We start from the raw sequence: 14584 nt of genomic DNA on the forward strand, positions 1-14584 counted from the left end.
TGATATTGTTTCACGTGAAACAATAAGGTAAACTGGTTCAATAATATAGGTTGCAGGGAACAGATGAAACCAATGTCATGAGGACACAGTATATATAATTCTGAATTCTGAATTCTGAATTCTGAATTATAAAATCGGAGATTTTATGATGTGGACAGAAGACCAGCAAAGGGTGATCAGCTCCTCGTCGCAGAGGCTGATTTGTTCCGCTGCGGCCGGCAGCGGTAAAACTGCTGTCATGATTGAAAGAATTGTGAGGCTGATCCGGGAAGGAGCAGACCCTTTTTCTTTTCTGGTGATTACCTTTACCAACGCTGCTGCCGCGGAAATGAAGGAAAAGATCCGGAAACGGCTGCTGGCGGAAAGAAAGGATCCGATCATAGCTTCGGCTGCGGAAAAAGCGTCTGCCATGGAAATCTGCACGATCCATGCCTTCTGCCAGCATCTGATCCGGCAGGAGTTCCAGATTGTCGGAGTGGATCCTTTCTTCCAGATCAGTACCGGCGCCCAGCGGGAACAGTTGTTTGCGGATGCTTTCCGACAGGCGTGCAACAAACTGAGGGATGAAGAAGATGCAGATTACCTGTCCTTCATCCGGCAGTATGAACCGGGAGAAGCCAGGACAATTGTCACAACGGTCTGGGGCTTTATTATGAGTCTTCCTGATCCCTTCGGCTGGCTGAAAACGAAGGCTGAGGACGTTCCGCTGTATGTGGACCGGGATCATCCCTGGTTCCGGACGGTATCCCGGATGGTCAATGAAAAAATCCTGCGGCTTCAGATTATTCTGAGGCAGCAGGCGGATATGTTTGATGAATATGAAAAACAGGAAGCTTACCGTCCTGTCTTTATTGAGGATCAGAAACGGGTGGAGACGCTTTGCCGCTGGAAAGACGGAGAAGATATCAGCCGTGACGAACTGGAAAAAGGTTTCTGCAAAGCTCCGGTTCTGAGAAACCTGAATGACCGGGAGATTGACTGGAAAGAACGGTACCAGAATTACCGGAAACAGCTGAAGGATATCTGCAGCGAACTGCAAACCTGGATTCTGCCGGATCATGAGAAAATCACAAGGGAGTTTACGGAAATCCGAAATTCCCTGCGGGGCCTTGCGAGAATTACGGAAGAAACCCATCTGGCCTATGAAAAGAATAAAGCCCGAGCCTGTGTGCTGGATTTCACCGATCTGGAACATAAAGCCCTGGCAATTCTTCAGGACGAAACAGTCAGGGAATCGGTCCGGAGCCGTTATCAGCGGATATTTGTGGATGAATGCCAGGACGTTTCCTCTGTCCAGGATGCTTTGATCCAGGCGCTGGCCGGGGAAAACAATACCCTGTTTATGGTCGGGGATGTAAAGCAGAGCATCTATCGATTCCGCCAGGCCAATCCGAAGCTGTTTCTTTCCCGGATTACGGATCAGGGACCGGACGCGGGAGAGTGTATTTTCCTGCAAGAAAACTTCCGTTCCCGTCCGGAAGTCCTGGAAACAGCCAATATCATTTTCCGGGAAGTCATGCGGAAAGAGGCTGCGGACCTTGAATATGCGCCGTCGGATGAGCTGCGGGCCGGCCGCACTGACTGTGAAGATCATGTACCCGTGATGGTGGATCTGCTGAATGTGGGCGAGGAGCAGACACGACTGGAAGCTGTCGCGAATCATACGGCGGAACAGATCCGGCAAATGATTGAGGAAAAGAAATACAGATATAAGGATATGATGATCCTGATGCCGGAGGTCAGCACCGACGGACCGAAACTGACGGATCTGCTGAAGGAACGGGGCATTCCTGTCTTCTTTGATGGAAAAGGCGGCTTCTTTGAACAGCAGGAAGTAATCGTTTTCCGCAACCTGCTGATGCTGGTGGATAATCCCCATCTGGATCTTCCCCTGCTGACCGCTCTGGTGAATCCACCCTTTGACTTTACGGAAGAAGAACTGAGTCATATCCGCCTGAAGTATACCGGCAAAAAGAAGCCGTTCTGGCAGGCCTTTGAGATGATGGCGGAAGAAAAGAGCCCGCTGGGAATGAAATGCCGGGAGGTAAAGGAAAAGCTGGAGGGCTGGCGTTTCCTGGCACCGCGGACACAGCTTTCAGATTTTCTCTGGTATCTGCTGGAGGATACGCTCCTGTGCGCAATTTACGGAGCGTCGGATCACGGAAATGCTGCCAAAAAGAACCTGAGAAGCCTCTGTCTTCAGGCGGAGCAGGCAGCGGATCATGGCATATACAGCCTGAGGGATTTCCTGAACTTCCTGTCTGAGCAGGCGTCCGGCGGTGAAATGCAGGCTGCTTCGGCTTTGGGGAATGACGATGACCTGGTCCGGATTATGACTATGCATAAATCAAAAGGCCTGCAGTTTCCGGTTGTGTTCTGCCTGGGGCTGGATAAGGGCCTGAAGGGGAAAGCCGGAGAACGCGTCCAGCTGGACGAGGAGCTGGGCCTGTGCCTGCGCTACAAGGTTCCGGAGTGGCGCCTGTGCCGGAAAACGGCAGCGGATGAAATCTTCACATGGAAAAAAGATCATGACGTGAAGGCGGAAAAAATCTGTCTTCTCTATGTGGCAATCACCCGGGCCCAGGAAAAATTATTCCTTGTCGGAACGGAGACGGACCGGCCGATCTGGTACATGCCTCCCGGGGATCACAGAACGCTGGCTGCCTCAGATTACCTGGATCTGGTTTTACCTGCACTGATGGATAACGACAAGAAATCCACAAGCTGTGCACAGGCCTCAAAGCCTTATGAAATAAGGATTTTTGATAGTATTCAACAGAAAACTGTGGAAAGACCGGAAGTTATCCACAACCTGAAATCATGGGTTGAAACCTTACTTTCTGCACCGCCTGTGGATGAACTGTGGAAGAATGATTCTGAAGAAAAAAAACTTCCGGAGGACGAAAACCGGCTGAAAAAATACTCCGTCACAGCATTGCTCCGGAATGCGCGTAACCGTATCTTCCTGGAGAACGAGGAACAAACGCCGGAAGAGAAGCGTACGCCGGATTATGTGGAGCATATGCTCCGGAAGTATGAGACGGGCAGCAGGCCCTCGTTTATGGATCCTGTGAAGGAAGCCGGAGGCGCCGCCAGGGGTACGGTAATCCACCGTTTCCTGTCCCTTGTGAACCTGGATGCCATGAGGCAGGAGGGCGGAACGGATGCTGAACAGCTGATCGCTGTAAGGGACAGGCTGGTCAGCGAGCAGGTTTTCACACCGGAAGAGGCGGCCTGGATCCGTCCTGAAATCATCAGCAGGTTCTTCACATCCGAAATCGGGAAACGGATGCTGGCCAGTCCGGAAGTCCACAGGGAATGGGATTTCAACCTGTATGTGCAGGAACGGGGTATGATTGTGCAGGGAATGATTGACTGTGCCTTCCGGGAAGGCGACGGATGGATCCTGCTGGACTACAAAACGGACCATATCGAAAATGAAGAAGAGTTTATGGAGGAGTATCGTCCCCAGCTTGAGTGGTATGCTGTCGCACTGCGGGAACTGACCGGTAAACCGGTCCTGGAGAGCTGGCTTTATGCTCTGTCTGTGGATAAAGCATACAGGCTTTAAGGGACAGGAAAAGGCTCTGGAATCCTTATACACAATTTACACAGGTTATCCACAACCTGCAAAGCCTTATATCATTGGACATCAAAAAACACCGATCCAGGAAAGTGAGGAAAATCAACGCTTTCATGGATCGGTGTTATTAATGAACAGGCCTGGGAAAACTGTGGATAACTTGTGGAAAACAGCCTCAAAGCTATTAAATCATTCGGCTTCAGGGTCCTGATCATCCTCTTCCGCAAGGGATGCAAGGGGAAGATCGCTCTCCAGGAAAGGATCGTCTTCCGACAGCATGGTATCTCCTTCATCAAGGGGCAGTTCCGAGCCGTCTGCCGGGGCGTTCTCATCCGTTTCCCCGGCGTTTTCATCTGACGGGAAGGAGACGTTCAGGTAATGATCCTCATCCGCCTGGATCCGGAGCCTGTCTCCGTATCCGGGAAGGGCGATCACTTCTGTTGTACGGCAGCTGGCTGTACGGGCATAATCCAGGGCAGTGTCCGCACGACGGAAATAATGCATCGGGATCAGGATCCGGGGCTTGGCGCTGAGAATGAAATAGTTTGCACCGGCCTCAAACATGGCACCCTGCCGGGGATCAACCGGGAAAAAGGCCACGTCGATCTTCTGCTGTTCAAGCGGTTTGACGGCCTTACGGAACTCAGCGTCCGCTTCTTCGATCTCCTGCATGGTGGATTCTTCCCGCCAGTGCCAGAAATTCAGGTCCCCTGCGTGGAAGATCCGGATACCGCAGAACTCCGTCAGAAAACTGACGCCAAGGTCTGTGGAATCAAAAGCGGTTACAGTAAGCTCCTCAGACAGCTTCAGGGTGTCTCCCGGTGCCATCCGCTTGCCGCGGGTACCCACGGGCATATCTGAGGAGACAATATAGGTCACATTTCCGGCTTCACTCCAGGTGAAAACGATCGGATCCAGGTGATCAACATGCTCATGGCTGATGAATACAAATACGTTCTCATATTGTCTGAGCTGCTCGGTGGTGATCTGCCTGTCTGGCTTCAGTTCACCGTTCTCTCCGCGCCAATAGTCAAAGACCACAAGCGTCCGTTCACTCGCGACGGAAAAACCGCTGTGGTAATAATGAGTAATTAACAGATTGTGCTCCACGCAGACGCGCACCTCCACGGCATTGCAAATAGCATCCTTCGTCTTTCCGGCTAAAGGGTGTGTAAGACAAATCATCTATCTAAAAGCCGCCTGAGGACAATAGGCAGCGAACCTAGCTGAGCATGAGTTTAACACCGTTTCCCACTATTGTCAAATTCTGCCCCTGTTATCTCCACGAAGAGACATAATTTTGTCTCCAAATGGGCTGAGTTTGATACTCAATCCCCACTGGAAAGGAAAATCCGGGAAGATCTGATACAGAAATAGGGATCATATGCAAAAAAGAAGAGGACCGCCTGACGGCGGCCCTCAGAAAGGCTTTTGAGAATTATGCCCAGGGATTCTCGGTGGGATAGGGCAGATTCTTGGGCTGGTTCCAGGCGATGTCCTTCACGCCCAGGTACTTGAACACTTCGAACAGGAGCTTTCCGCAGTGAGCGAACGCAACAGCGCCGTGATGCGGATAGCGCTTCTGCACCAGCACGTGGCGGTAGAAGCGGCCCATTTCCTTGATGGCAAAGATACCGATGCCGCCGAAGGACTGGGTGGCTACGGGCAGCACTTCGCCTTCAGCCAGGTAGGCACGAACTTCGCCTTCGCTGTCGCACTGCAGGCGATAGAAGGTGATGGGGCCGGCGGCGATGTCGCCTTCCAGTGTGCCGCGGGTGAAGTCCGGTTCGCTTCCTTCGGGCTCCAGCAGACGATGCTGGATCAGCTGATATTTGATAGCGCGGCTGTCGCACATCTTGCAGCTGGGGGTGTTGCCGCAGTGGAAGCCCATGAAGGTGTCATGCAGTTCGTAGTCGAACTTGCCCTTGATGTCTTTGTCGTAGATGTATTCCGGAACGCTGTTGTTGATGTCCAGCAGGGTCACGGCGTCGCCTGTCAGGCAGGCACCGATGTACTCGCTCAGGCAGCCGTAGATGTCCACTTCGCAGGAGACCGGGATGCCGCGGGAAGCCAGACGGCTGTTGACGTAGCAGGGCTCGAAGCCGAACTGGGACGGGAAGGCGGGCCAGCACTTGTCAGCAAAGGCCACATACTTCCGGGCGCCCTTGTGGGCTTCCGCCCAGTCGAGCAGGGTCAGTTCAAACTGAGCCATGCGCTCGAGCATATCGCTATAGTATTTGCCTTCGCCCATTTCCTTGGCCATGTCTTCGCAGACGGCGGGAATGCGCTTGTCACCGGCGTGCTCTTTGTAGCTGACCAGCAGGTCCAGTTCGCTGTTCTCTTCGATTTCGATGCCCAGCTCATACAGTCCCTTGATGGGAGCGTTGCAGGCGAAGAAGTCCTGGGGACGGGGTCCGAAGGTGATGATCTTCAGATTCTTCAGTCCGACGATCACGCGGGCGATCGGGATGAACTCGGCGATCTTGTCGGCCAGTTCTCCGGCGGTGCCCACGGGATATTCCGGGATATAGCCCTTCAGGTGGCGCATACCCAGGTTGTAGGAGCAGTTCAGCATACCGCAGTACGCGTCGCCGCGGCCATTGATCATGTCTCCGTCGCCTTCAGCGGCAGCCACGAACATCACGGGGCCGTCGAAGTAACGGGCGATCAGGGTTTCAGGGGTTTCAGGGCCGAAGTTGCCCAGGAACACGCATGCAGCGTTGCAGCCGGCGGCGTTGAGCTCTTCCACAGCCTTGAGCATGTCTTTTTCATTCTCAACGGTGGTTTTGATTTCAACGAAATCCAGTTTCTTCTGGCCGCACTTTTCAGCGATGGCGGCACGGCGCTTTTCGCTCAGCGCGATGGGGAAACAGTCGCGGCTGACGGCGACGAGTCCCAGCTTGATGACGGGGATGTTTTCCATCATGGGTACAGACCTCCTCCATAAACTATCCATAAATAAATATGTACGGACTTACCGTAGCTTAAAGGATATCATTCCAGGGGCTGTAAGTCAAGAAATTTGAGGTTTTTTCAACGTTTCCCGCCCATTTTTCACAAATGCCCGAAACGATTGTAAAATCTGTGCTGAAAGCGCTGCCAAAACAAACAGAAAACGAAAAAACATGTTGCAAAACAAGGGAAAAACAGGTACAATACCATGCGGACCTAATATATTGCATAAAGCGACTAACTTAGAGGAGGGTTTTTCCATGGCAGTTAAAGTTGCGATTAATGGCTTCGGTCGTATCGGCCGTCTTGCGTTCCGTCAGATGTTCGGCGCTCCTGGTTATGATGTCGTTGCGATCAACGACCTGACCAGCCCCGCGATGCTGGCTCACCTGCTGAAGTACGATACCGCTCAGGGCAGCTACTGCGGCCGCATCGGTGAGAACAAGCACACCGTCGAAGCGACTGAAAATTCTATCATCGTTGATGGCAAAGAGATCATCATCTACGCTATCAAGGATGCCAAAGAGTGCCCCTGGGGCGAGCTGGGCGTAGACGTCGTGCTGGAGTGCACCGGCTTCTACACCTCCAAGGAAAAGGCTTCCGCTCATATCGAAGCCGGCGCCAAGAAGGTTGTTATCTCCGCTCCCGCTGGTAACGACCTGCCCACCATCGTTTACAACGTTAACCACAAGACCCTGAAGCCCGAAGACACGGTCATCTCCGCTGCCAGCTGCACCACCAACTGCCTGGCTCCCATGACCAAGGCTCTGAATGATGCTTTCCCGATCCAGGCTGGTATCATGACCACCGTTCACGCCTACACCGGCGACCAGATGATCCTGGACGGCCCGCAGCGCAAGGGTGACGTGCAGCGTGCCCGTGCCGGCGCCGCCAACATCGTTCCCAACAGCACCGGTGCTGCCAAGGCCATCGGCCTGGTTATCCCCGAGCTGAACGGCAAGCTGATCGGCTCTGCCCAGCGCGTGCCCGTCCCCACCGGCTCCACCACGATCCTCGTGGCCGTCGTGAAGGGCAAGGACGTGACCAAGGAAGCGATCAACGCCGCTATGAAGGCTCAGAGCTCTGAATCCTTCGGCTACACCACCGAGAAACTCGTTTCCTCCGATATCATCGGCATGACCTATGGCTCCCTGTTCGATGCCAACCAGACCATGGTTAACCAGATCGACGAAGACACCTATCAGGTGCAGGTCGTTTCCTGGTACGACAATGAGAACAGCTACACCAGCCAGATGGTCCGCACCATCAAGTACTTCGCTGAACTGAAATAATTCATTCAGTTCAAGGATCCTGCCCATCATTCAGGATGACATCAGGTTATCCGGTATGAATGAAGGGATCTGCGAGATACGGTAGTTGCGAAAATCATGCCCGCTGTCGGAGAACCGACAGCGGGCAGTTTTTGTGCCTTCTTCGGGTCAGGGAAACGGATACCACGATTACTGACTGTAAGGAGACATTTTTTATATGGATAAGATACAGACGCAGGATCACATTCAGCCCCGGAAGGGCCGGGGGAAGCTGATCTGGCGCTTTTTAAAGGGAAGTAAAGCCTTTTTTATTCTCAGTATGATCTGCTCAGCGGTTGCTTCGCTGAGCGAAATGATTGTGCCCCAGATTATCCGCGTCACTGTGGACAACGTGATCGGCGGCGAGCCGACCGACAGCCTGGCACGTCCCGTGCAAAGCTTGCTGGAACGTCTTGGCGGGACGGAAGCGCTGCGGGAACGGATGTGGATCATGGCGCTGGCGGTGCTGGTTGTGGCGGGGATCTGCGCGCTGGCACGTTATGAATTCCGTGTGTCCAACGCAAAGGGCAGTGAACGTCTGGTCAAGACCATGCGGGATACGCTTTTCAGCCATATTGAACGGCTTCCCTTCCAGTGGCATATGAGCAATCACACTGGGGATATTATCCAGCGGTGTACCAGCGACATTGAAACCACCCGGAACTTTATCTCGGAGCAGATGACGAACCTGATGCGAATCGGTATCCTAGTGGTGCTGAGCCTGAGCTTCATGTTCTCCATGAACGGAAAGATGGCGCTCATCGCCATGATTCCCCTGCCGGTGGTAATCGGATATTCCCTCTTTTTCCACAGGAAGTTCCGCAAGGGATTTGAAGACTGTGACGAGAATGAGGGTAAGCTTTCCGCCATGGCACAGGAAAACCTGACCGGCGTCCGGGTGGTTCGCGCCTTCGGCCGGGAACGGTATGAACGGGACCGGTTTGAAAAGCACAATGAGTACTATACCTCCCTGTGGGTAAAGATGGGCCGGCTGATGAGTTTCTTCTGGTCCTCGTCCGATATCCTCTCCGGTCTCCAGATTATGCTGGTGGTTGTATTCGGCGTGATCTTCTGCCTGAAGGGAAATATCACCAGCGGCGAATATATTGCCTTTATCAGCTACAATGGACTGCTGGTCTGGCCAGTGCGTCAGCTGGGACGGATGATCAGCGAAATGTCCAAGGCCGGCGTGGGTATTGACCGTATCGGCTATATCATGGACGCTGAAGAAGAGAAGGATCCGGAAGGCGCGCTGAAGCCGCCCATGGACGGAGACATCTGCTTTGATCATGTGACCTTCGCCTATGAGGGAAGCAAGGAAATGCTCCATGACGTAAGCCTGACCATTCCCTCCGGCACCACGCTGGGTATTCTCGGCGGTACCGGATCGGGCAAGAGTACCCTGATGTACCTGCTGGACCGGCTGTATCCCCTGCCCGAGGACTGCGGAAAGATCACCATCGGCGGTACGGATATCTCGAAGATCGCGCTGGAACACCTGCGCGGCAACATCGGCATCGTGCTGCAGGAACCCTATCTGTTCTCGCGTACCCTGCGGGACAACCTGGGCATTGCTGTCCGGGATCTCGGGGACGAGGAGCTGTCCGCCGCAGTGCGGGCGGCCTGCCTGGAGGAGACAGTCCAGGCCTTTACCAAGGGCTATGATACCTTTGTGGGTGAACGGGGCGTGACCCTGTCCGGCGGCCAGAAGCAACGGGCGGCGATTGCCCGGATGCTGACCCGGCCTACTCCCATCATGATTTTTGACGATTCCCTGTCCGCGGTGGATACGGAAACTGACGCGAAGATCCGCGGCGCGCTGGAGAAGCGTTTCGGCTCGGCGACCATTATCCTCATCTCCCACCGGATCACAACGCTTTCCAAAGCGGATCAGGTGCTGGTGCTGGATCACGGAAAGGTCAGCCAGCTGGGAACTCCTGCGGAGCTGAGCGAACAGGACGGCCTGTACCGCCGGATCATGGAGATCCAGGGACTGTCGTCCGATACGGAAACAACTGAAAAGAAGGAGGTGAATGCGGTATGACGCAAGCCACCGAAAGCATCAGGAAGGATGCGGTGTCCCTGCCCTTTTTCGGCGTTCCGCGGATCCTTCCCTATGTTAAAAAATACAGGAAAACGCTGCTGGCTATGCTGATCTGCGGCCTGATCGGGACCGGTATGGATATTGCCGTGCCCCTGTTCCAGCGCTACGCCCTGGACCATTTCATTGCCAAAGGGACGCTGGATACCCTTCCGCTGTTCATTGCGATCTATATATTCTGTATTGTTTTTTCATCCGGCGCGACCTTTATCGCCTGTAAGGGTGCCATGACGACAGAGGTTTCCGTCAACCGGGACCTGCGGGCGGCCGCGTTCAACCATCTTCAGACGCTGTCCTTCTCCTATTTCAACCAGAACAGCGTCGGTTGGATCCATTCCCGCGTGATGTCGGATACTTCCCGCATCGGCGGCCTGGTCTCCTGGACCTTTATGGACTGTGTCTGGCACACGAGCTACCTGATCGGCGCTGTGGCGGTCATGCTGGTGGTAAATACCCGGCTGGCCCTGATGGTGATTACCATCCTGCCCCTGATCGTGGTTCTCTACTCCCTGTTCCAGAAGAAGCTGATCCATGCCAACCGGCAGATCCGTGAGCTGAACTCCCGGATTACGGGAGACTTCAACGAGGCGATCACCGGCGCGAAGACCATCAAAACCCTGACGATTGAGGAACGGATGGAGAAGGATTTCGTGGCTGACACGGAGGAATACCGCAGCACCTCGGTCCGGGCGGCCCGCCTGCGCGGCGCCTTTGCCGTGACCATGCATCTTGCATCTTCCATGGCGCTGGCCATCGTGCTGTGGCAAGGCGGCTTCATTGCCGCTTCCGAGGTCGGTACCTTCTCCATGTTCATGACCTATGCCCAGGGCATGATGGAACCTGTCCGCTGGATCGTGGACGCGATCTCGGACGTGATCACCACCCAGGTGAACATCGAGCGGCTGACAAGGCTGCTGGGTACGAAGTCCGACGTGACAGATACACCGGAAGTCATTGAAAAGTATGGCGATTCCTTCAATCCGAAGAAGGAAAACTGGGAACCCATCCGCGGGGATATCGAGTTTGAAGACGTGACCTTCCGTTATCCGGACGGAGACGAGAATGTCCTGGAACACTTCAGCCTGAAGATCCCCTTTGGCAGCAATATCGCCATTGTGGGCGAAACCGGCGCGGGCAAGAGCACCCTGGTGAACCTGGTCTGCCGCTTCTTTGAACCCACAGAGGGCCGGGTGCTGATTGACGGAAAGGACGCCCGGGACCGGAGCCAGCTCTGGCTCCACAGCGCCATCGGCTATGTGCTGCAGACGCCGCACCTGTTCTCCGGAACAATCCGGGAAAACCTGCTGTATGGCAATCCCAATGCCACAGAGGAAGAGATTGACCGGGCCCTGAAGCTGGTCTCCGCCGATCAGGTGGTGGCCAAGATGGACAAGGGCATCGATACGGATGTCGGTGAAGGCGGCGACCTGCTTTCCACCGGTGAGAAGCAGCTGATCTCCTTTGCCCGCGCGATCCTGGCGGATCCCCGGATCCTGGTGCTGGATGAAGCCACGGCTTCTGTGGATACCCTGACAGAGCAGAAGATTCAGTCCGCGATCGATGAAGTGATCAAGGGCCGGACATCCCTGGTGATCGCTCACCGGCTGTCCACTGTCAAGAATGCCGATCTGATCCTGGTGGTGAAGGACGGCAAGATTGTGGAACAGGGAAACCATAAGGAACTGATGGCTGCAAGGGGACCGTACTACCGGCTGTATACAAGGCAGTATGAGGATGAGGTAACCAGCGACATCCTGAAGTAAAAGGCAGGCTGATTGCGGTTAACAGGTAAATGAAATGTTTGCCTTCGGCAAACATGAAATAAATCAGCTTTGCTGATTTATGAAATATCCGCCTTACGGCGAATATGAAAGGTACTATAAAAGGGAGTGTGCTGATGCACACTCCCTGAGTTTTTACAGAAGATTATTTCAGACGGGCGAAGATCATACGGCCGGCAGAAGTTTGGAGGACGCTGGTGACGACGATGTCCGCGTCTTCCCCGATGAAGGACTTGCCGTTTTCAATAACAATCATGGTGCCGTCATCCAGATAGGCAACACCCTGGCCGGCTTCCTTGCCTTCCCGGGAAATGTGAACCCTGAGCTCCATCCCCTGGACAACCGCGGGACGGAGGGCGTCCGCCAGCTCATTTACGTTCAGGCTCTTTACGCCGCTGACAGCGGCGGCCTTCTGCAGGTTATAGTCCACGGTAATGACCGTACCGCCGCAGTCCCGGGCCTGCCGGAGCAGCTTCACGTCCACATCCTGGAGTTCCTCAATATCCGCCGGATCGATCACAAGCTGTTTCAGACTTTCCCGCATCTCCCGCAGGATTTCCAGTCCCCGCCTGCCCCGTTCCCGACGGGTATCATCCGAGGAATCGGCCACATGTTGAATTTCATCCACTACAAACTGAGGAATGACAAACTCCCCTTCTATAAAACCGGTCTTCGCAATTTCCAGGATCCGGCCGTCAATGATCGCGCTGGTATCCACATATTTCCGGGAGGCATAGCCGTGTTTCCGGATTTTACTCTTTTCCCGGGCCCCGGACAGGCGGGTGATCATGGTGATAAATTCCCGGCTGCGGCGTTTTCCCATGTTGTAGCCCAGGGCGCCGAGTGTCAGGTACAGGATGGCGGTCAGGGCCGCGCCGGCCACGCCGTTTCCGAAGAAAGACAGCATCTGCCGCAGCAGCGCTGCTACAATCAGGCCGAGGATCAGGCCGATAATGGCGCTCAGGAGCTGGTTGGCGGGCATCTTGTCAAATTCCCTCTGCATCTCCATGGAGAGCGTGCTCACCCGGCGGATAATCCGGGGACACAGCAGAAGGAGGATCAGGCCGCCCAGCACGCCCATGCCCGTATAGGAGGCCACGGGAACCCAGGCGGGGATATCCGCATTCTGATGGCTCAGCCGGAACAGGGCCAGACCGAGCTGTGCTGCGGCCAGTCCTACGCCGATGCCCAGCAGCACCAGCAGGAGCCGGAGAAGTTTTTCCATACCCTTAGATCGCATAAAACACCTCTTTATTAATTCAGAATTCAGAATTAAGAATTCAGAATTATATATACTGTAGCAGAAGATCAGGAGAATAATACCTCCTGCTTCCTATCCGCAACCTCAATCGTCGGTGCTCGCGCTTGGAGCGCGCTCACCGCTTGTTTCGGTTGACTCACTCACCTTGTTTTCGCCTCACGGCGAATGCCCCACTGGGGCACCTCTCGGTTCGTTCCCCTTCTATGATGTCTTTCAGACATCAGAAGATTACGCTCATCGCCTGAGCGACGGTGTCCACTCCCACGACTTTGACGTTCTCCGGAAGGCTGATCCGGCGGGCGTTGGACCGCGGAACAACGATGGTGGTGAAGCCCAGGCGGGCGCACTCGGCAATCCGCCGCTCGCACTGGGGAATAGTACGAACCTCCCCGGCCAGGCCGACTTCGCCCATTACGGCGATTTCAGGGCCGACAGGCTTATCCTTCAGGCTGGAGGCAACGGCCACGCACAGGGCCAGGTCTGCTGCCGGCTCGCTCAGTTCCAGGCCGCCGGCCACGTTGATATATACATCCTGGTTATAGGTCCGCTGGTTGGCGCGCTTTTCCAGTACGGCCAGGAGCATGGCAACCCGGCCGCTGTCCGCACCGTTCACCGCGCGGCGGGGAGTACCGTAGAAGGTGGGGCTGGTCAGGGCCTGTACGTCGCACAGCAGCGGCCGGCTGCCTTCCATACCGCAGAAGACGGTGCTTCCGCTGGCGCCCTTGGCCCGGAGACTCAGCAGCTCCTCGCTGGGGTTTTCCACGACCTGCATCCCCTGGCCGGTCATCCGGAACACGCCCAGCTCGTTGACGGAGCCGAAGCGGTTCTTGACCGCGCGAAGCAGCCGGTAATCCTGCTGCCGGTCGCCTTCAAAGTATAATACCACGTCCACCATATGTTCGAGCATCCGGGGACCGGCAATCGCGCCGTCCTTGGTCACGTGGCCGACCAGGAATACGCTGGTTCCGGTTTCCTTGCACAGGCGCATGATGAGGCTTGTGCCTTCCCGGATCTGGCTGACGCTGCCGGGCGCACTGGCCATTTCCGGCCGGTACATGGTCTGGATACTGTCGATGACTGCTGTGTCAGGCTGCAGCTCCCGGATTTTTTCTTCAATGGCATCCAGGGCGTTTTCCGCCAGTACATACAGATCGCTTTCAATCCCCAGCCGCGCGGCGCGCAGCTTGATCTGACGAGCGGATTCCTCGCCGCTGATATACAGCGTACGCTTCCCGCTTTTTGCCAGATGGTCACATACCTGGAGGAGCAGGGTGCTTTTGCCGATGCCGGGATCACCGCCGATGAGGATCAGGCCTCCCTCGACGATTCCGCCGCCCAGGACCCTGTCCAGCTCACTGATGCCGGTTCCTGTCCGGACGGAAGTATCCTCCGGAATATCCTTCAGGGACATGGGCTTTGCGCCGGTGCCGGGCCGCTGGTTTGCGGCAATTTTTCCGGCCGCTTTTTCCGGAACGGCCTGCAGGCTTTCCTCCAGGGTGTTCCAGGCTCCGCAGCCAGGGCAGCGGCCGACCCATCGGGGGCTTTCATAGCCGCACGCGGTACAGGCATATGTGCTCTTGACCTTAGCCACGATCT

The 14584-nt window shown here is 55.2% G+C and carries 8 protein-coding genes; 4 read left to right on the top strand and 4 right to left on the bottom strand.

The window, feature by feature from the left end; genetic code table 11:
• The first annotated feature begins 145 nt into the window (after window positions 1–145).
• Window positions 146–3571 carry a UvrD-helicase domain-containing protein gene (locus JYE49_RS12465; RefSeq protein ID WP_093957843.1) on the top strand — a complete coding sequence of 1142 codons (3426 nt, stop codon included), beginning with the start codon at window positions 146–148 and terminating at the stop codon, window positions 3569–3571.
• A 201-nt stretch (window positions 3572–3772) separates the two neighbouring features.
• On the opposite strand, the gene JYE49_RS12470 is transcribed toward JYE49_RS12465, so the two are convergent.
• Together JYE49_RS12470 and JYE49_RS12475 are read right to left on the bottom strand one after the other, a co-directional pair.
• Window positions 3773–4768, bottom strand: a complete 996-nt coding sequence (locus tag JYE49_RS12470) for an MBL fold metallo-hydrolase (RefSeq protein WP_143754518.1) — start codon at window positions 4766–4768, stop codon at window positions 3773–3775.
• A gap of 253 nt (window positions 4769–5021) precedes the next feature.
• Window positions 5022–6506 carry an L-fucose/L-arabinose isomerase family protein gene (locus JYE49_RS12475; protein WP_093957989.1) on the bottom strand — a complete coding sequence of 495 codons (1485 nt, stop codon included), beginning with the start codon at window positions 6504–6506 and terminating at the stop codon, window positions 5022–5024.
• A 289-nt stretch (window positions 6507–6795) separates the two neighbouring features.
• Here JYE49_RS12475 and gap point away from each other — a divergent pair, with 289 nt between their 5' ends.
• The 3 genes from gap (at window position 6796) to JYE49_RS12490 (ending at window position 11709) form a co-directional block, all read left to right on the top strand.
• Window positions 6796–7827 (top strand): type I glyceraldehyde-3-phosphate dehydrogenase, encoded by a 1032-nt coding sequence (gene gap, locus JYE49_RS12480; RefSeq protein ID WP_093957845.1) that lies wholly within the window; start codon window positions 6796–6798, stop codon window positions 7825–7827.
• 196 nt (window positions 7828–8023) lie between these two features.
• Window positions 8024–9889 (top strand): ABC transporter ATP-binding protein, encoded by a 1866-nt coding sequence (locus JYE49_RS12485; RefSeq protein ID WP_283399427.1) that lies wholly within the window; start codon window positions 8024–8026, stop codon window positions 9887–9889.
• The gene (locus JYE49_RS12490; RefSeq protein WP_093957846.1) at window positions 9886–11709 is read left to right on the top strand and encodes an ABC transporter ATP-binding protein; all 1824 of its coding nucleotides are present in this window, start codon (window positions 9886–9888) and stop codon (window positions 11707–11709) included. The genes JYE49_RS12485 and JYE49_RS12490 overlap by 4 nt, the downstream gene beginning before the upstream one ends.
• A 163-nt stretch (window positions 11710–11872) precedes the next feature.
• Here JYE49_RS12490 and JYE49_RS12495 read toward each other — a convergent pair whose 3' ends face one another.
• Both JYE49_RS12495 and radA read right to left on the bottom strand, forming a co-directional pair.
• Window positions 11873–12952, bottom strand: a complete 1080-nt coding sequence (locus JYE49_RS12495; protein WP_179217378.1) for a PIN/TRAM domain-containing protein — start codon at window positions 12950–12952, stop codon at window positions 11873–11875.
• 256 nt (window positions 12953–13208) lie between these two features.
• Window positions 13209–14579, bottom strand: a complete 1371-nt coding sequence (gene radA / locus JYE49_RS12500) for a DNA repair protein RadA (RefSeq protein ID WP_093957848.1) — start codon at window positions 14577–14579, stop codon at window positions 13209–13211.
• Window positions 14580–14584: the final 5 nt, after the last annotated feature.

The organism is Aristaeella hokkaidonensis (assembly GCF_018128945.1).
Lineage (GTDB): Bacteria > Bacillota > Clostridia > Christensenellales > Aristaeellaceae > Aristaeella > Aristaeella hokkaidonensis.

What these genes read in the sequence shown, in the direction of transcription:
- JYE49_RS12465 (WP_093957843.1), top strand. Translation starts at nt 146, where the DNA reads ATGATGTGGACAGAAGACCAGCAAAGGGTGATCAGCTCCTCGTCGCAG.
- JYE49_RS12470 (WP_143754518.1), bottom strand. Translation starts at nt 4,768, where the DNA reads ATGATTTGTCTTACACACCCTTTAGCCGGAAAGACGAAGGATGCTATT.
- JYE49_RS12475 (WP_093957989.1), bottom strand. Translation starts at nt 6,506, where the DNA reads ATGGAAAACATCCCCGTCATCAAGCTGGGACTCGTCGCCGTCAGCCGC.
- gap (WP_093957845.1), top strand. Translation starts at nt 6,796, where the DNA reads ATGGCAGTTAAAGTTGCGATTAATGGCTTCGGTCGTATCGGCCGTCTT.
- JYE49_RS12485 (WP_283399427.1), top strand. Translation starts at nt 8,024, where the DNA reads ATGGATAAGATACAGACGCAGGATCACATTCAGCCCCGGAAGGGCCGG.
- JYE49_RS12490 (WP_093957846.1), top strand. Translation starts at nt 9,886, where the DNA reads ATGACGCAAGCCACCGAAAGCATCAGGAAGGATGCGGTGTCCCTGCCC.
- JYE49_RS12495 (WP_179217378.1), bottom strand. Translation starts at nt 12,952, where the DNA reads ATGGAAAAACTTCTCCGGCTCCTGCTGGTGCTGCTGGGCATCGGCGTA.